Raw genomic sequence first — 16,113 nt, forward strand, 5'->3', positions numbered from 1 at the left:
CCAGAAGCTCTGCCAGAAGCGGTCAGACGGCGACCGCGAGCTGGGCGACCTCGCCCAGCTTGGCCTCCACCTGGATGTCCCTGGTGACGCCGCCGCCCGCGATGATGCGGACGGTCCAGTCGCCGGGAGCGGCGAAGAAACGGAAGATGCCGTCGTCGGACACGACGACTTCGCCGGTGAACTCACCCGAGTTGTCGAGCAGCCGCGCGTAGGCGGTGCCGACGCCCGTCACCACGCCCTGGATCACGGCCTGGTTGGACAGGTCGATCCCGGCGGGCAGGGCGATCGTCTGCTCCGGTGCTCCGCATCCCTGTGCCGTGCTCATCAGCGGGCCTCCCCCAGCTCGATCGGCACGCCCACGAGCGAGCCGTACTCGGTCCACGATCCGTCGTAGTTCTTCACGTTGGACTGGTCGAGGATCTCGTGCAGCACGAACCACGTGTGCGCCGAGCGCTCGCCGATGCGGCAGTAGGCGATGGTGTCCTTGCCGAAGTCGACGCCCGCCTCGCCGTAGAGCGTGCGCAGGTCGTCGTCGGACTTGAAGGTGCCGTCGTCGTTGGCCGCCTTGGACCACGGGATGTTGCGGGCGGTGGGCACGTGGCCGCCGCGCTGCGCCTGCTCCTGCGGCAGGTGGGCGGGCGCGAGCAGCTTGCCGGTGAACTCGTCGGGCGAGCGCACGTCGACGAGGTTGAGCTTGCCGATGGCCGCGGTGACGTCGTCGCGGAAGGCGCGGATCGTGCTGTCCTGCTCCGCCGCGGAGTATTGCGTCTTGGCACGCTGCGGCACGTCGCGGACCAGCTCGCGCGAGTCGAGCTCCCACTTCTTGCGCCCGCCGTCGAGCAGCTTGACGTTGTCGTGGCCGTAGAGCTTGAAGTACCAGTAGGCGTAGGCGGCGAACCAGTTGTTGTTGCCGCCGTAGAGCACGACGGTGTCTTCGTTGGAGATGCCGCGGTCCGACAGCAGGGCCTCGAAACCGGTCTTGTCCACGAAGTCGCGGCGCACCGGGTCCTGCAGGTCCTGCCGCCAGTCGACCTTCACGGCGCCACGAATGTGGCCCTTGTCGTAGGCGCTGACATCCTCGTCGACCTCGACCAGGACGACTCCGGCGGTGTCGAGGTTGGCCTCGACCCACTCGGCGTCCACCAGGGCGGCGGAGCGGCTCATTGGGAAACCTCCATTTTGGCGGCGGGCAGTAGACGGCGAATGAGCAGGTACAGCTCGCAGCCAAGACAGAAGCCGAAGGCTGCGTTGAGGAAGGCGGCCAGGAGAGCCGCGGCCGTGGCCACGAGGGCCAGTGCCGCGATCCCGGTGAGATATCCGGTCAGGCCGACGACCGCGAAGAGCAACCCGACTCCCTGCGCGAAGCGGGGCGGGCGGGAGTCCTCGGTCTCCTTCGGGGCGCTCCTGACGAACACCTTGAAGAGCATCGTGTACGGCGAGCGCCATGCCACCGCGAGCATGAACACCAGCACCTGCGCGGTCAGCAGCCAGGCACTCTGCGTCACCAGGACGGTGGCGAGGATGAGAGTCGTGAGGGCGGCGCCGAAGCGCAGCGCTCTAGGATCGGCACGCATCGTTGGATGCTCCTGAAGGGGTCGACTGGGGCGGATCGGATATCCGCGAGATCGTCCTCAGGCAGCGCGACAGAGCGCGGTGGCCACGCGGCAGAAATCTACCGCGCGCCGCTTCGTCAGCAGCTCTGTCGATGGGTTCATGGCGATGACACTACTCGGCGTCTCGTCATCTGTCACATCTCGTCCGGAGGCTGAGACGACTCGTGAGACGGATCGGCGGTCACGAACGTGGCAAGGGCGGCCAGGACGTCCGCCTTGCGCGGCTGGCCAGAGGCCCTCTTCACGATGCCGCCCGCGGCGTCCAGCACCAGGACGGTCGGCGTGCGCATGACGTCGAGCCGCCGGACGAGGTCGAGCCGGGACTCGGCGTCGATCTCGACGTGGCCCACCCCGGGCACGAGGCCGCTCACGTCCGCGAGGATCCGCCTGGTCGCCCGGCAGGGCTGGCAGAACGCGGTCGAGAACTGCACCAGCGTCGCCCGCTCGCCCAGCCCGGCGCCGAGGTCGGCCGCGGACAACCGGCTCTCCGGCCGGTCCTCCGGCCGGTTCTTCGCGGGGTCCATGTCACGCACCCGTCCATCGCGGCGCAGCCGGAACAGCCCGATCGCCGTACCCAGCGCCAGCGTCGCGAGTGCCACCCAGAAGCCCGTCATCTCCTGGTGCAACCACGGACGGCCGCGATTACTTCCGCGCCTGCACCTTGACGAGCACCCGGCCCGTCTGGTCGACGACCTCGAACCTGGCGATGTCGGCCATGTTCATGGAGGTCGTGCGCATGAACACGGCCCTGTCCTGGTAGCTCTCGCGGCTGACGACCCAGCTCTCGGTGGCCTCCCGCAGGCCGTCAGCGCTCACGACGACGAGGCTGCACGTCGTGTCGAACGGCACGCCCCGGAGGCTCACGCCCAGCTCCGTCCCGGCGTCGGCCGGCCGGGCCGTCACAGTGGCGTAAATCTCCTTGGCGTGGTTCTCGCCGGAGAACGCGCGGCCGTCGGCGTTCGTGCGGGGCGCGATGCTCGACAGCCTGGACGGCGACGGCATGGACGACGACACGGACGACGGCATCCTCTTGGCCACCGCCCCCGGCTCGCTGTCCGAGGCGATGTAGGGCTCGGCACGATCCTCCTGGCCGGTGCTCGCGGGGGCCGCGGCCGTGGTTTCCTGCTGCGGCGCGGCGGTCTGGGTCAACGTCCACACCGTCCCGCCCACGATCAGCACCGCGGCGGCCGCGGCCACGGCCGTCAGCCGCCGGCCGCGCCTGCTGCGCCTGGCCCGGTCGTTCAGCAGCCGGTCGAGCACCTGGCGCGGGGGGCTGGCCACCAGCTCGACGTCGCGTTCCGACACCTTGCCCAGGAACGACGCCACGCTCTCCAGCTCCTCCAGCTCGGCGCCGCACGCCGGGCAGGTCGCCAGATGCGTGTCCATCTCCAGCGCCTCTTCCGGGTCGAGCGCGCCCAGCGCGTGCGCACCCAGCGCGATCTTGGCCTCTTCGCACGTCATCATGGCGCCAGCCCTCGCTCCTCGAGTGCCAGCTTGAGCGCCCGCAGCGCGTAGTAGGTGCGCGACTTGACCGTGCCCGGTGGAATGCCCAGCGTCGCCGACGCCTCCTTCACCGATCGCCCCCGGTAGTAGACCTCCATCAGCACCTCGCGGTGCTCGGCCCGCAGCGCGGCCAGCGCCCCGGCCACCGCCCAGGACTCGACCGCGCGCTCCAGCTCGTCGTCGGCCGGCAGGATCGCCAGCGCATCGTCGCCGGTCTCCTGGGGTCTGGCCTTCTTGGCGCGGTGCTGGTCCACGACGAGATTACGGGCCACCGTGAACAACCACGCGCGGATCGGCCGGTCGGTCAGGGCGTCAGGATGTCGCCAGGCCCGCAACAGCGTCTCCTGCACGACGTCCTCCGCCCGTCCCGAATCCCCGGTCAGCCGCAGAACGTAGCCGTACAGCGGCCCGGCATGCTCGTCGAACAAGGTCCGCACGAGTGCCTCGTCCGCGGTGCCGGCTGCGCTCACACCCTCTTCACGTACGCGGGGGCCGAGCGGTTCATGGTCATCCACGAAGGGGCACGTCAGACGCTTCGGCCGAGAACTCCAACCCCTCGGCGACGCTCTTGACGCCGGTCACCTTGACGTCGAAGGGCAACTTTCCCTTGAACGGGATCGTGTAGGAGACGAACCGCGCGAGCTGGTCGGGCACACCCTCGATCTTCTCGGCCTGGAGCCTGATGCCCCCGTCGGCCAGCTCGACCCGCATCTCGGCGTTGAACCGCACCTTCTGCACCCCCACCGTCAGCTCGCCCGACGCCGTGAGCCGCTGCCCGTTGCCGCCGATCTTGACGCCGCGGGGGGCGTACTTGTCGATCGTGGCCCGGGTCAGCATGCCGCTGATGACCACGCGCCCGGCCTGGATGTTGGCCCTGTTCTGGAGGACGTCGGCCAGCGGGGCCGTCACGTCGTAGGCGGCGCCCCGCAGGTTCTTGACCGGCACGCCCCCATAGGTGAACGTCCCGAGATTGAACCGTACCTCTGGATAGCGCCCGGAGACGGCCTGTGTGAGAAAGGGGATGCCCTCAATGGTCACGGTGGGCGTGCCGCTGAGGTCGGTGGCCGCCGCGATCCTGTTCGCGAGGTCGCGTTGCACGCCCGCCACGGCCACCCGATCGACAGCCACGAGGACGACGACCAGGACGATCAGGAAAATGATCAGCTTGCGCATGGGGCTCCCAGTCTCAGGCGGGGGTCAAGAGGCTATCGATCAACACCTCCCATTCCCCCACGAAGCGCTCGATCACCCGCCGGCGAACGGCGGAAGCACCTCCACCACCGCGCCCTCACCGAGAACCACCTCGTCATGAGGCCGTCTGCCGACCGGGGAACCGTCCACGAGGAACGAGCAGCGCCGCGCCACCCGGGCCAGTTCGGCGCGATTTTGTGTGATTTTCGTCATTAGTTCACTAAGAGTGACCGCTTGAAACGGTTCCTCCGCCAGGCCCGCCGCCTCCTTGGCCGCAGCCCAATAACGTATTTTTCCTGTGGCCATGCGTACCTCACAGTTGGTTTGCACCTATTGTGCGTCGCCCTTAACGATGATGTTTCAGGTGACGCGCTGTTCACGCGGCGGACGCGCAATGGACGCGACGCCCATGTGAGATATCCTCACCTAGGGACCTGGGCGACGTAGCCCCCGGGTCCTTGCGTGTTTGAGGAGGCCGTAATGAGCAACTTGCTCCTGCTGACCAACGCCCTCGAGCCGTCCGCCGAGGTGCTTCCGGCACTGGGCTTGCTGCTCCACTCGGTCCGGGTCTCCCCCGCTGAGGCGTCCGCGCTCATCGACACTCCACCCGCCGACGCCGTCCTCGTGGACGCGCGCAGGGAGCTCGTGCAGGCCAAGAGTCTGTGCCGGTTGATCCGCACGACGGGCATCGACTGCCCGTTGCTGGTCATCGTGACCGAGGGCGGGCTGGCCGCGATGACCGCGGAATGGGGCGTCGACGACGTGCTGCTCGACAGCGCGGGCCCGGCCGAGGTGGAGGCGCGCCTGCGCATGTCCACCGGGCGCATCTCGCAGTCGGCCACGGAGGACGTGCCCGACGAGATCCGCAGCGGCGACCTGTCGATCGACGAGGCCACCTACACCGCACGGCTGCGCGGCCGGGTGCTCGACCTGACCTTCAAGGAGTTCGAGCTGCTGAAATACCTCGCGCAGCACCCTGGCAGGGTCTTCACCCGCGCCCAGCTCCTGCAGGAGGTCTGGGGCTACGACTACTTCGGCGGCACCAGGACGGTCGACGTGCACGTGCGGCGCCTGCGCGCCAAACTCGGCACCGAGTACGAATCCCTCATCGGCACGGTCCGCAACGTCGGCTACCGCTTCGTCCCCGACCGCGCCGACGCCACCGCCGTCTGACCCCGATTGACAGCCGGACCGGCTGATGTGACAAATAGTCGTTAGGGCTGTTTCACAGCTGTCATACCGAGGACACCGCCGTCCCCAGATTGGTGGTGTCCGGTGAGTCTGTTCAGGTCGCTGGTGGACGAGGGGGCCCGCCCCCGGATCTACCGGCGCAACGAGATCATCTGCTCCCCGCTGCGCGCCGCCCACCGCATCTATGTGATCGACTACGGCTACGCCCGCGAATACACCCCGGCCGGCGAGCGCGAGGCCGTGCACGACCTGCGCGGCGACAGCGACCTCGTGGGCGAGCTGGCCTTCTGGAGCGCCGGCGACCGGGTCAAGGTCGACGCGCTGACCGAGCTGCGGGCCTGGCCGATCGATCTGCGCCGGCTGCGCGAGCACGCCTCAGCCAGCCCCGCCGTGCTGACCGCGCTGGTCCAGGAGCTGTTCGCCAGGAACATGGCCGCCCGCAGGCACGAGGCGCTCGCCCGCGCCCCCGTGGCCGCCCGGCTGGCCGTGTGGCTGCTGCACCTCGACGAGCGCTACGGGCTCGCCTCGGAGTCGGCGCCGCCGCTGTCCATGGAGACGCTGGCCGACCTCGTCGGCAGCTCACCGGACGTGGTGCAGCGGCAGCTCACGCAGTGGGTCCAGCGGGGCTGGCTGGTCCGTCCCGGATACCGGCGGTTGCGGATCAGCGACCCGTCCGCGCTGCGCGACGCCGCCGGAGGCTGGGAGCACCTGTCGGCGATCTGGCAGGGGCAGGTGACGCCGTTCCTGACCCGGCCTGGCCCGCCCCCGCCGAGCGAGCGGCTGCCGGTCGGCGAGGTGCCCAAACCGCGCCAGCTCCCCGCCGCGGTGTCCGACTTCACCGGGCGGCAGCAGAGCCTCGACCTGCTCACCGCCTGGCTGGACCGGCCGCGGCGGACGAACACCATGGTCGTGCAGGGCTTGCCAGGAGTGGGCAAGACCGCGCTGGTGACGCACTGGGGGCACCTGCACGCCGAGCGCTTCCCCGACGGGCAGATGGTGATCGACCTGCGCGGGCAGTCGCCGAGCCAGCCGCCGATGACCGCCGTCGAGGCGCTGGGGCAGATCCTGCGCTCGCTCGGCATCAGCGAGCCCGCCTCGGACGAGGCGGAGCTGATGCTGCTCTACCGCAGCAGGATCGCCGGGCGCCGGCTGCTGCTCATCCTGGACAACGCCGCCGACCCCGCGCAGGTGCGGGCGCTGCTGCCCGGCAGCAAGGACTGCGTGGTGCTGGTGACCAGCCGCACCCGGATGGCGCCGCTGCGGGCCACCGGGCACGCCGACCTGATGGACCTGCCGGTGCTCGACCCCGGCAGCGCGGTGGCGCTGCTGGTGGCGGTGCTCGGCAAGGACTCGCCGCGGGCCGCCGGCCGGGACGCGCTGGCGGAGCTGGCCAGGGTGTGCTCCTACCATCCGTTCGCGCTGCGGATCTCGGCGGCCAAACTGGCCGAGAACCCCGGGCTGAGCGTGCAGTCGCGGGTGCGGGAGCTGCGCGGCCCCGACCGGCTGCCGGCGGGCGATCCCGAGGAGGCGTTCGGGTCGGCGCTGGACCTGGCGTACGAGTCGTTGAGCCCGGGGCAGCGCCGGGCGTTCCGGCACGTCGGGCTGCTGCCGGGGCGCGACTTCGCGCCGCAGGTGCTGGCCGCCGCGCTGGGCGTGCCGGTGAGCGAGGCCGTGGTCGCGGTGGAGGGGCTGCACCGGGCGTACCTGGTCGAGCCGCTGCCCGGGCCGCGTTACCGGGTGCACGACCTGGTCAAGCGGCTGGCCAGGGAGCTGGGCCGGCACGCCGAGGCGGGCGTGCGCGAGGCGCGGGTACGCCTGCTCGACCACTACCTGGCGGTCGCGACCGACGCGGGAACGCAGCGCGAGTGGTTCGAGGCCGAGCGGCGCTCGCTGGTGTCGGCCGTCCGGCTCGCGGAGGAGAACGGCGCGCACGGGATGGCCTGGCGGCTGGCGGAGGCCGTGTACGCGCCGTTCAGGAGCCTGCGCTACTACGAGAACAACCTTGAGGTGCAGCAGGCCGGGCTGACCTCGGCGATACAGGTGGGCAACCGGCGGGCCATCGCGCTCATGCGCAGCCACCTGGGCTCCATCCACCGCGACATCGGGCCCTCGACGCTGGCGGCCAGGTTCATCGGCGAGGCGCTGGCCGACTTCACCTCGCTCGGCGACGGCGTGGGACGGGCGCGGGCGCTCAACGACCTGGCCGAGGTGCACGGCATCGCGGGCCAGAACGAGGACGCGCTGGCCTGCGCGGGCGAGGCGCTCGGCCTCTACCGGGAGATCGGCGACCTGGGCGGCGTGGCGAGCTGCCTGCACACCCTGTCGCGGCTGCACCTGTCCCAGGAGCGCTACGAGCTGGCGTTGCAGCACGCGGGCCAGGCGCTGGACGTACGGGGACGGCTCGGCGACCGCAGGGGCACCGCGCAGAGCCTGATCATCTCGGCCCGGGTGCAGCGGAACCTGGGCGAGCCGAACGCGGCGTTGTCGGAGGGCCTGGAGGCGTTGTCGATCTGCCACGAGCTGGGCGACGAGCACGCCGAGGCCGAGACGCTGCTCTGCCTGGCCGAGATCTACGACGTGCTGCGGCTGCCGGACGACGCGCGGCGGGACGCGGAGCGGGCGCTGGCCGGCTACACCGCGACCGGCGACCAGCACGGCTGCGGGCGGGCCCTGTGCGCGCTCGGGCGCATCGCGCGCAACGGCTCCCGCTACGACGAGGCGCTGGCCTACTACGAGCAGGCGCTGGCCGTGCAGGTGGAGCTCCACCACGAGCAGGGCAAGGCGGAGACGCTCGGCGACATCGGCCTGGTGCACTGGCGGTTGTCGGACTACCTGCGCGCCGACGACTACCTCACCCAGGCGCTGGGGATCAGCCGGGTGATCCGCGACGGGCCGGTGGAGGCCCGCATGCTCAACCGGCTCGCCCGGGTGCGGCGCCGGCAGGGGCTGCCGCAGGTGGGCTTCGTGTACGCCCTGGAGGCGCTCGACATCGTGCAGGGCATGGGCACCCGGCGGGGCGAGGCGGACGTGCAGGAGACGCTGGCGTACACGTACCTGTCGCTCGGGCAGCACACGCCGGCGCTGAAGGCCGCCAGGGCGTCGCTGACGGTCAGGGAGGAGCTGCGGGACAACCGGGCCAGCTCGTTGTTGTCGATCGCGCAGGCGCTGCACACGGCGGGCAAGCCCGGGGCGGCGTTGCCGTTCGCGCGGGAGACGGTCGAGCTGCAGAACGAGACCGGCACCAGGGACCGGTGGGCGGCGGCGGCCACGACGCTGGCCATGGTGCTGCTGGACCTGGATCTGGCCGAGGAGGCGCTGCTTCACGCGAGTCAGGCCAGGGACGTGCATCGGGAGTGCGGGACCCGGCGGGATCTGGGGTGCGCGCTGCGGGCGCTCGGGCTGATCTCGGCCCGGCTGGGTCATCTGAGCGCGGCGGTCGCTTATCTGCGGGAGGCCGGGCAGGCGCTCGAAGAGGTGGGGGACGTCTTCGAGGCGCAGCGGGTGGCGGAGGAACTTCGGGATCTGGCCTGAAATTCCGCGAAAAGTCGTGGAATTGCGGGCAGGAGGTCGCAGATCTTTTCCGGGAATTTCCGTTAGCTGGTGCTACCAGCTACTCCAAGCGGAGGTGATCCGGATGCTCAAAGACCATCTGCGGCGAGATCTTGAGTCGCTGAAACGACAGACGCGTAAGGACAGGCGGATCACCGCCGTCCTGCTCGCCGGAGTCCTGGCCGCCTGGGCCCGCCAGCTTTCGCCGTGGCCTGGGGCGCCCGGGTTCGAGGTGCTGCTGGGTATCTCGCTCGCCCTTGTCCTGGGTTCGGGGGTGGCCTGGCTGATCTCGGCGTACTTCGTCGCCAGGACCGTGCTGGGGCGCAGGACGGAGGAGTCGCGCTGGATCGCCAGGGTGAACCGGAGCAAGGAATGGGCGTTCTGCTCGGTGAGCGCCTATGTGGCCTGGCACCTGCTGCAGTTCGTCACGGCGCTGCTGCTGGGCTGACCGGGGCGGCGGCGGGGCGTCACCTCAGGTATGGGGCCGGGTGACGCCCCGCCGTCTCAAGCCAGGCGGGCCCGCTCCAGGGAGCTGACGTGGATGTCCGTGCCCGCGAGGACGAACCGCACGATCTCGGCCGTGGCCAGCTCCGCCACGCCGAGGTCGGCGGTCGCGTGCGCGTCGCACCAGGCCACGATCGCGCGGGGGTCGGCGAGCGGGCCGGCGAAGTGGACGAGGCTGACGTACCAGCGGTCGCGGACCCGGCCGCGTTCGAGGTCCCTGACACCGCGGGACTCCAGGGCGCGGGCATACCGCTCGTAGAGCGTGACCAGCGTCTCGTCCTGCGGGCTGCCGTGGACGAGGACGCCGCCGGCGTGCGGGCTCACGCCCGCCAGGCGTACCCGGGCGGGCGGCAGGCCGGTGGCGGCCTCGGCCAGCGCCTCGCCGTACACGCGGCGGAGCCGGTCGCCCTCCGGGATCGTGTCGCGGTAGGGCTCCAGGGACCTGAGGGTGACGTGCAGGGTACGGCGGCCGTGCACCCAGTGGCCGGGGGCGCGCAGGGTGCCGGCCAGCTCCGTCAGGCGGTCCAGGACCGGGCCCGGAGGACGGAGCACGGCCGCCGCTCCCCATCGGCGCGCGCCTGCCACCATGGGAATGTCATGGGTGGCCTGACCCGCCAGCAGGGCCGCGCGTCCGCTGGCACGGAACTCGGCAAAATCAGACATCCGAGCAGTATGCCCGGTCCTCACCCGCTCGGGGGACCGGCGCCTGATGCGCGCAAGCCGCGGTCACCGTTCGGGGGGAGCCGGCGCCTGATGCGCGCGAGGCGCCAGGTCGCCCCTCAATCCTGGGGTACGGCGGCGCGCTGCTCCGGCGACCGCACGGGCGGGAAGGCGGCACGGTGCGGGCCGTGATCCGGGTCGAACTCGTGGCGGATCCGCGCGCACTCGTCGAGCAGGGCCCCCTGCAACGACCGCAGCCGGTTGTGCCGCGTCCGGTCGAACTCCAGGAGCAGCCTGCGCTGCTGCCACTCCCCCTCACCCAGAGCCGCGCGCAGCTTCTCCATGTCCTCACGCCGGCCCCGGCCCGCCTGGAGCCGGCCGAAAAGGTGGAAGATCCGCGACAGCGTCGCCAGCTCGTCCGCCATCGGCTCCAGCTCGTGGGCCGCGTCCTCGCCGGGCAGCCCGCGTACACCCGCCACCAGATCCGCCAGCCCCCGCGCGATCGCCCTGAACTGGTGGCAGGCATGATCCAGGCACGTGGCGGCCTCGGCCACCTGGCGGAGCCTGCGGTCGTAGCGGCGGCGGCGCAGGGACAGCCGGACCGACTCCGCCGCCTGGTCCGCCACCTCCTTGGCGTCCTCCAGGCGCTGCGACAGCGCCCTGGCCCGGTCGAGCCAGTCCTCCGACATCGCCTTGTCCCAGTCGGACCGCAGGCCGGACGCCATGTCCCCGGCCAGCTCGGACAGCTCGCCGGAGAGCGCGCCGAGCTCCCGGCCCGCGTGCTCGACGAAGCGGGGCGGCAGGATCAGCAGGTTCGCCGCTATGCCGATCCCGGCGCCCAGCAGCACGTCCGCGAGCCGGGCGAACCCATAGGTGTGGCCGAGCGCGAACACGAGCAGCGCCGTGATGGGGATCTGCACGTTCTGGGCGGGCAGGTTGAGCAGGCGGGAGAACACCAGCCCGGCCACCACCAGCACCGCCAGCGTCACCTCGTTGACGCCGATCAGCGAGATCAGCGCCGTGGCCGCCCCCACACCCACGACCACGGCGCCGACCTGCTGGGCGCCGCGCACCACCGTGCTGTACGCGGTCGCCGAGACCGTCAGGAGCACACCGATGGGCACCAGGACCGGAAGGTCCACCTTGAGCACGTGCGCCGCCAGCCACCAGCCCAGGACGCAGGCCCCCGTCACCTTCGCGGTCTGGATGAGCTCGTCGCGCTCCATCCGGAGCCAGCCGCCGAGCCCCATGCTCCGGATACGCGCGAGCGCCGCCGCCCCGCCCGACGCGATGCGTCCGAGCGGGGAGCGGGCCGACTCGCGCCCGCGCCCCGATTCGCGCTCCATGTCCATGCCCTGCCCAGCCAGGCGCCAGACACCGAACACGCAGCTCAAAAGCTCGTTCAGAAGCTCATGGGTGCTCTGACGTGATCGGGCGGGCGCCCGTCGCCGTGGCCGTCAGGCGTTCGTAGACTTCCGCCGCCGTCGTCTCGGAGCCGAGCCCCGGCCCGCCCGGGTCGCCGTGGTAGTCGCTGGACCCCGTCACGGCCAGCCCCAGGTTCGCGGCCAGATCGCGGACGTGCGCGCGAGCCTGGGCGTCGTGACCCTGGTGATCGGCCTCCACGCCGAAGAGCCCGGCCCCCGCCAGGTCGGCGATCCACTCGTCGGGCACGACCTCGCCCCGTCCGGCCGCCTTCGGATGGGCCAGCACGGCGACCCCGCCGGCCGCGCGCACCAGGCGTACGGCCTGCTCGGGGTCCAGGGCGTAGCGGCTCACATGCGCGCGCCCGCCCGCGCCGATCCACTCGGGGGTGAACGCGAGCGCGGGCTCGGCGATCACACCGGCCTCGACCATGGCGCGGGCGATGTGCGGCCGCCCGACCGGGCCGCCCGCGGCCTGTGCGGCCACCTGCTCCCAGGTCACCGGCACGCCCAGCTCGGCCAGCCGCTCGACGGTCAGCCGGCCGCGGACCTCGCGGGCCTGCCTGATGCGGGCGCACTCGGCGAGCAGGCCGGGCTCCATCGGGTCGAAGAGGTAGGCGAGCAGGTGGATGCTCTGGCCGCCGCGCCGGCAGGACAGCTCCATGCCCGGCACCAGCGTCAGCCCGGCGGGCAGCGCCTCGATCGCCTCCCGGTGCCCGGCGACGGTGTCGTGGTCGGTCAGCGCGAGCACGTCGAGCCCCTGCTCGCGGGCCCGGCGCAGCACGTCGGCCGGAGGCAGTGTCCCGTCGGAGGCGGTGCTGTGGCTGTGCAGGTCTATGCGCATCGCCCTCGATCGTAGGCCGTCACACCTGGACGGTGGCCAGGCTCCTGCCGTCGGTGGTCTCGATGGTGACGTGGTTCAGGTCGGACTGGGGGAGGCTGGTGCCGCCGTGCAGGACCAGGGGGTCCGGGGAGCCGGGCACGCCGTACCCCTTGGCCGGCACGCCCCAGCTCACGACGACCTCGGAGCGGCCGTCGTCGCCGAACGCGCGCAGGCGGCACTGCAGCGGGCCCTTGACGCCCTTGAGCTCCAGCGCGACGTGGGTGCCCCAGCCCTTGTCCTCCAGGCCGACGACGCCGGTCACGCCGGTGGCCTGGTCGGTGATCTCGTACGTCCGGCCGGTGAGCAGCAGCTCGCGGGCCGGGCCGTGGACGCTGTCGGGGTTGGGGGTGCCGGTCACCGAGTTGACGGCGATGAAGACGCCGGCCGCCACGAGCACACAGGCTGCGGCGGACATGACGGTGCGGTGCAGCCGCCGGCGGCGTCGCTCGGTGGCGGCCCGGTGCACCAGGAGGGACTCGACCTGGGCGTCAGGCGGGCTGGGCAGCAGATCGTCCGGATGCACGGTCTTGATCAGCTCACCCATCGCCGCGAACGTGCCCACCTCGCCGGAGCACGTTCCGCAGACGTCCAGGTGGCGCTCGAACTCGATCTGCTCGTCCTCGCTGAGCAGGCCGAGCGCGTACGCGGCCACATCTTCGTGACGTACCTCCGTCATGGCAGCGTCACCCCTCTTCCCTCATCCTCGTGACGCACCGTGGTCATGGCAGCGTCACCCCCCTTGCCTCATCCTCGTGACGCACCGTGGTCATGGCAGCGTCACCCCCCTTTCTTCCAGCGCCACCCGTAACGCGCGCATGGCGTAGTACACCCGGGACTTCACGGTGCCCACCGGCACGCCTATGGTCTGCGCGGCCTCCTGGACCGTCCGGTCGAGCAGGAACGTCTCCGTGAGCACCTGGCGGTGGGCCGGCGAGAGGGAGAGCATCGCGTCGGTCACGACGATCTCGCGCAGCAGGCGCTCGTCCTCGGCGGCCACGGGCTGGGCGCGGTCGTGGATGTCCTCGACGGTGTCGAGGGGGCGCGTGCCCGAGCGGCGGCGGTTGTCGATGACGACGCGGCGGGCCACGGTCGCGAGCCAGGGCATCAGCGAACCGGACTCCGTACGGAGGTCGTGGAGGTTGCGCCAGGCGCGGACGAGGGTCTCCTGCACGACGTCCTCGGCCCAGCGCCGATCGCCGCCCGTCAGCCGGACGGCGAAGGCCATCAGGGGGGCGCCGTATTCGCGGTAGAGGGCTCGGACCATGGCCTCGTCGGTTACGCGGTGGTTCACAAGAGGGCTGGCTCCTCGCGCTGCGGATATCCTGAAATATCGCGCTGATATGGGAATTGTTACTCTAGCCACGCGCGGGGCCCGGGTCAGGCACTTTGCCGTTCTTGCTGCATAGCCAGATTCAATCGATAAATCGGGCCCACTCCCGGACGAGTGAATTATGATCATTCGGCGGACGTTCGACCCCGCTTCGCCCGTACCGCAGGACCGGAGTCCGGCACCGCCCACCTCAACCCCGAGTCCCCCCTCGCGGACAGCCCATTCGCGCCTGGAGCGTCGATCAGCGTGGGCCGGCCCGAGCGCACGCGGCCCTGGCCGCCCGCCCGGGCAATGCTGCCGCCAAGATCGTCGTGTCAGCAGCGAGGCGCGGCACCGCAATAGCGCGGTCGAGCTTCTTTCGTCGCCGCTGCCGCCGCCCATTTCCATCGCTATAGCCATCCTGGTGAAAAGCGCATATTTTCTACTTTTCGGAATATTGACGCCGATCACGTTCGTCGCCACGCAGCGATTGGAGGAACGGGCTCCTCCGTGAGAACAGCGGCTCTCGTCGTGCCCGCAGCAGCGGCCCGGTCCGCCAGCGCGAACGCCAGCGACGCCACGATGGTCGCGACCAGGACACCGGTGAGCACGCCGAGCGCGAGCGGCCTCATCACCCGCTCCCGCCGAGGGCGTCGAGCAGCAGAACGCTCGTAGCCTCAGTCTCAGCCTCCGCGCCGTTGCCGGTGAACTCCTCAGCCATGCGGCACCTCCGCGCCCTCGAAGGCACGCCAGTCCCCGTAAACGGTCTCGACCGTCAGGGGGCCGCCGAACCTGCTGTCCATCTCGATCCTGAGCCGCGTCGGCAGCCCATCGCCGTTCACCGCCACCTCGAACCGGATCGGCCCCTCCCCGATCGCCGTTCCATAGGACCCGCGCACGTCCTCGCCCCGGATCCGGTGCCCCATGGCCGTTCCGGTGATCGTCCGGCCGGCGCCGGGCGCCGACGTGCTGCTCGTGTTCGTCCCCGCCGCTTCGAGCAGGGCCTTGATCGTGTGGGGTGAGCTGTAGCGCCGGATGGACGGGGCCTCGGCGGGCGCGCACGGCCCGGCCTGCGGCCGCTCGACGTCGAACGGCACCCCGCCCGCCACGCCCTTGCTCCCCACGAGGGAGACGGCCACGGGGGTGGTCGCGTTCTGGCAGGTCACCCGCATCTCGTACGCGGCGTCGGCGGCGTTCTGGTCGAAGCTCAGCTCACCGTCGGCGGCGAACCTCGTCAGGCGCGCGGCCCCCTCCTGATGAAAGGTGGCGGTACGGCGTCCGATGGCGCTGACCACGTCCACCGAAGCCCGCCCGTCCTGCCCGCCCGCGATCACGGTGACGGCGCCCGCCGCGACCGTGACGACCAGCACGCCGACAGCGATGCCGACGAGGTACGCCGGCCTGCGCCAGACCGCTTTCGGCACGGCCACCGCCCCGCGCGGCGCCGACCCCGCGTACGGCCGGGTCCGCCGCTCCCTCGCGTACGGCTCCACGTACGACCGCGTCCGCTGCTCCGCCTCGCGCAGCAGGGCGGGCACCGAGGAGCGGGGGGTGGTCCCGGACCGGCCGAGCAGGATCCGCACCAGGTCCACGGCGGTCGGGCGGGCACCGGCGTCCTGGCGGCGGCACTCGTCGATCACCGAGTGCAGCGCGGGCGGCACCCGGCCGAGATCGGGCTGCCGCCCCTCATGCCGCCCGGTCGCCGCGAACACCATCACCCCGGCCCAGTCCCGAACGTCCTGCGAGGGGAACTCACTGCTGCGCGGCCCCGGCGCGAAGAACGCCTGGCCACGCGGCCCGATCATGACGTTCCCCGGCTCAAGGCGCAGTCCGGCGATCCCGCCCAGGTGCAGCCGCGCCATGGTGGCGGCGGTGCCCAGCGCGAACAGGTAGAGGGCCTCGCCTTGAAGGGGTCCCGCCGTCTGGACGACGGCGCCGAGCGGTTCGCCCTGCCCCAGGTAATCCCGGGGTAGCAGGGCCAGTCCGCCACTCCATCCCTGAAAGTCCATCGCCATCCCCAAGGTGCTGATGAGCGCGGCCCGGCACGCCGATGTTCACGCAGGCAGGTCGGGCCATCGGCAATTACCGTTTTCCGTCACGTGGTACGCCGGCGGCGCGGCACGGGTTCAATCCGATGCGCAAAAAGCACACGTGACATCAAGGCGGCGGCAGAATCTTTCGATCATGCCGGACGAAATGGAGATCAGCGTCACCTTCATCCACGACGAAGCCCACCTGACCAGCAAGGGAGCCGCAACCAGGGCGTGATCGTGAAACCCTGACAACGGC

At 71.3% G+C, this 16,113-nt stretch carries 19 protein-coding genes; 4 read left to right on the forward strand and 15 right to left on the reverse strand.

Annotated features, from left to right (window positions below; genetic code table 11):
• Positions 1-22 precede the first annotated feature (22 nt).
• From ACWD0F_RS31670 to ACWD0F_RS31710, 9 genes are all read right to left on the reverse strand, one after another.
• Positions 23-325: a DUF1416 domain-containing protein gene (locus ACWD0F_RS31670; RefSeq protein WP_449881822.1), complete on the reverse strand. Its 303-nt coding sequence runs from the start codon at positions 323-325 to the stop codon at positions 23-25.
• Complete coding sequence (locus ACWD0F_RS31675) at positions 325-1,164, reverse strand: sulfurtransferase (RefSeq protein ID WP_449881824.1); 840 nt, start codon at positions 1,162-1,164, stop codon at positions 325-327. The genes ACWD0F_RS31670 and ACWD0F_RS31675 overlap by 1 nt, the downstream gene beginning before the upstream one ends.
• Positions 1,161-1,574, reverse strand: a complete 414-nt coding sequence (locus ACWD0F_RS31680) for a DUF4395 domain-containing protein (protein WP_449881827.1) — start codon at positions 1,572-1,574, stop codon at positions 1,161-1,163. Before ACWD0F_RS31680 ends, ACWD0F_RS31675 begins: the two co-directional genes overlap by 4 nt.
• Before the next feature lie 57 nt (positions 1,575-1,631).
• Entirely contained in the window at positions 1,632-1,715 is an 84-nt protein-coding gene (locus ACWD0F_RS31685) for a putative leader peptide (RefSeq protein WP_350668905.1), read from the reverse strand.
• Between the two features lie 32 nt (positions 1,716-1,747).
• Entirely contained in the window at positions 1,748-2,227 is a 480-nt protein-coding gene (locus ACWD0F_RS31690) for a thioredoxin family protein (protein ID WP_449881830.1), read from the reverse strand.
• Between the two features lie 28 nt (positions 2,228-2,255).
• Positions 2,256-3,077, reverse strand: coding sequence for an anti-sigma factor family protein (locus tag ACWD0F_RS31695; RefSeq protein WP_449881833.1), 822 nt, complete (start codon positions 3,075-3,077; stop codon positions 2,256-2,258).
• Positions 3,074-3,586 carry a sigma-70 family RNA polymerase sigma factor gene (locus ACWD0F_RS31700; protein WP_449881836.1) on the reverse strand — a complete coding sequence of 171 codons (513 nt, stop codon included), beginning with the start codon at positions 3,584-3,586 and terminating at the stop codon, positions 3,074-3,076. The genes ACWD0F_RS31695 and ACWD0F_RS31700 overlap by 4 nt, the downstream gene beginning before the upstream one ends.
• Before the next feature lie 37 nt (positions 3,587-3,623).
• Entirely contained in the window at positions 3,624-4,289 is a 666-nt protein-coding gene (locus ACWD0F_RS31705) for an LmeA family phospholipid-binding protein (protein ID WP_449881839.1), read from the reverse strand.
• 72 nt (positions 4,290-4,361) lie between these two features.
• Entirely contained in the window at positions 4,362-4,613 is a 252-nt protein-coding gene (locus tag ACWD0F_RS31710; protein WP_449881841.1) for a MoaD/ThiS family protein, read from the reverse strand.
• Between the two features lie 174 nt (positions 4,614-4,787).
• On the opposite strand from ACWD0F_RS31710, the gene ACWD0F_RS31715 reads away from it, so the two are divergent.
• The 3 genes from ACWD0F_RS31715 to ACWD0F_RS31725 all read left to right on the forward strand — a co-directional run bounded on the left by ACWD0F_RS31715 (position 4,788) and on the right by ACWD0F_RS31725 (position 9,495).
• Positions 4,788-5,480 carry a response regulator transcription factor gene (locus ACWD0F_RS31715; RefSeq protein WP_449881844.1) on the forward strand — a complete coding sequence of 231 codons (693 nt, stop codon included), beginning with the start codon at positions 4,788-4,790 and terminating at the stop codon, positions 5,478-5,480.
• A 102-nt stretch (positions 5,481-5,582) separates the two neighbouring features.
• Positions 5,583-9,029: a tetratricopeptide repeat protein gene (locus ACWD0F_RS31720; protein WP_449881847.1), complete on the forward strand. Its 3,447-nt coding sequence runs from the start codon at positions 5,583-5,585 to the stop codon at positions 9,027-9,029.
• Positions 9,030-9,132: 103 nt separating this feature from the next.
• The gene (locus ACWD0F_RS31725; protein WP_449881849.1) at positions 9,133-9,495 is read left to right on the forward strand and encodes a hypothetical protein; all 363 of its coding nucleotides are present in this window, start codon (positions 9,133-9,135) and stop codon (positions 9,493-9,495) included.
• 56 nt (positions 9,496-9,551) lie between these two features.
• On the opposite strand, the gene ACWD0F_RS31730 is transcribed toward ACWD0F_RS31725, so the two are convergent.
• From ACWD0F_RS31730 to ACWD0F_RS31755, 6 genes are all read right to left on the reverse strand, one after another.
• Positions 9,552-10,214 carry a 2'-5' RNA ligase family protein gene (locus ACWD0F_RS31730; protein ID WP_449881852.1) on the reverse strand — a complete coding sequence of 221 codons (663 nt, stop codon included), beginning with the start codon at positions 10,212-10,214 and terminating at the stop codon, positions 9,552-9,554.
• Between the two features lie 116 nt (positions 10,215-10,330).
• Positions 10,331-11,596 (reverse strand): FUSC family protein, encoded by a 1,266-nt coding sequence (locus ACWD0F_RS31735; RefSeq protein ID WP_449881855.1) that lies wholly within the window; start codon positions 11,594-11,596, stop codon positions 10,331-10,333.
• A gap of 25 nt (positions 11,597-11,621) precedes the next feature.
• Positions 11,622-12,476, reverse strand: coding sequence for a PHP domain-containing protein (locus tag ACWD0F_RS31740; protein WP_449881858.1), 855 nt, complete (start codon positions 12,474-12,476; stop codon positions 11,622-11,624).
• A gap of 19 nt (positions 12,477-12,495) precedes the next feature.
• Complete coding sequence (locus tag ACWD0F_RS31745; RefSeq protein ID WP_449881861.1) at positions 12,496-13,191, reverse strand: anti-sigma factor family protein; 696 nt, start codon at positions 13,189-13,191, stop codon at positions 12,496-12,498.
• A 90-nt stretch (positions 13,192-13,281) separates the two neighbouring features.
• The gene (locus ACWD0F_RS31750) at positions 13,282-13,806 is read right to left on the reverse strand and encodes a sigma-70 family RNA polymerase sigma factor (RefSeq protein WP_449881864.1); all 525 of its coding nucleotides are present in this window, start codon (positions 13,804-13,806) and stop codon (positions 13,282-13,284) included.
• A 731-nt stretch (positions 13,807-14,537) separates the two neighbouring features.
• Entirely contained in the window at positions 14,538-15,833 is a 1,296-nt protein-coding gene (locus tag ACWD0F_RS31755) for a hypothetical protein (RefSeq protein WP_449881866.1), read from the reverse strand.
• A 19-nt stretch (positions 15,834-15,852) separates the two neighbouring features.
• On the opposite strand from ACWD0F_RS31755, the gene ACWD0F_RS31760 reads away from it, so the two are divergent.
• The gene (locus ACWD0F_RS31760; protein WP_449881869.1) at positions 15,853-16,092 is read left to right on the forward strand and encodes a hypothetical protein; all 240 of its coding nucleotides are present in this window, start codon (positions 15,853-15,855) and stop codon (positions 16,090-16,092) included.
• The last annotated feature ends 21 nt before the right edge of the window (positions 16,093-16,113 follow it).

This window comes from Nonomuraea sp. NPDC002799, from assembly GCF_053592075.1.

What these genes read in the sequence shown, in the direction of transcription:
- ACWD0F_RS31670 (WP_449881822.1), bottom strand. Translation starts at nt 325, where the DNA reads ATGAGCACGGCACAGGGATGCGGAGCACCGGAGCAGACGATCGCCCTG.
- ACWD0F_RS31675 (WP_449881824.1), bottom strand. Translation starts at nt 1,164, where the DNA reads ATGAGCCGCTCCGCCGCCCTGGTGGACGCCGAGTGGGTCGAGGCCAAC.
- ACWD0F_RS31680 (WP_449881827.1), bottom strand. Translation starts at nt 1,574, where the DNA reads ATGCGTGCCGATCCTAGAGCGCTGCGCTTCGGCGCCGCCCTCACGACT.
- ACWD0F_RS31685 (WP_350668905.1), bottom strand. Translation starts at nt 1,715, where the DNA reads ATGAACCCATCGACAGAGCTGCTGACGAAGCGGCGCGCGGTAGATTTC.
- ACWD0F_RS31690 (WP_449881830.1), bottom strand. Translation starts at nt 2,227, where the DNA reads ATGACGGGCTTCTGGGTGGCACTCGCGACGCTGGCGCTGGGTACGGCG.
- ACWD0F_RS31695 (WP_449881833.1), bottom strand. Translation starts at nt 3,077, where the DNA reads ATGATGACGTGCGAAGAGGCCAAGATCGCGCTGGGTGCGCACGCGCTG.
- ACWD0F_RS31705 (WP_449881839.1), bottom strand. Translation starts at nt 4,289, where the DNA reads ATGCGCAAGCTGATCATTTTCCTGATCGTCCTGGTCGTCGTCCTCGTG.
- ACWD0F_RS31710 (WP_449881841.1), bottom strand. Translation starts at nt 4,613, where the DNA reads ATGGCCACAGGAAAAATACGTTATTGGGCTGCGGCCAAGGAGGCGGCG.
- ACWD0F_RS31715 (WP_449881844.1), top strand. Translation starts at nt 4,788, where the DNA reads ATGAGCAACTTGCTCCTGCTGACCAACGCCCTCGAGCCGTCCGCCGAG.
- ACWD0F_RS31725 (WP_449881849.1), top strand. Translation starts at nt 9,133, where the DNA reads ATGCTCAAAGACCATCTGCGGCGAGATCTTGAGTCGCTGAAACGACAG.
- ACWD0F_RS31730 (WP_449881852.1), bottom strand. Translation starts at nt 10,214, where the DNA reads ATGTCTGATTTTGCCGAGTTCCGTGCCAGCGGACGCGCGGCCCTGCTG.
- ACWD0F_RS31740 (WP_449881858.1), bottom strand. Translation starts at nt 12,476, where the DNA reads ATGCGCATAGACCTGCACAGCCACAGCACCGCCTCCGACGGGACACTG.
- ACWD0F_RS31745 (WP_449881861.1), bottom strand. Translation starts at nt 13,191, where the DNA reads ATGACGGAGGTACGTCACGAAGATGTGGCCGCGTACGCGCTCGGCCTG.
- ACWD0F_RS31755 (WP_449881866.1), bottom strand. Translation starts at nt 15,833, where the DNA reads ATGGACTTTCAGGGATGGAGTGGCGGACTGGCCCTGCTACCCCGGGAT.
- ACWD0F_RS31760 (WP_449881869.1), top strand. Translation starts at nt 15,853, where the DNA reads ATGAGCGCGGCCCGGCACGCCGATGTTCACGCAGGCAGGTCGGGCCAT.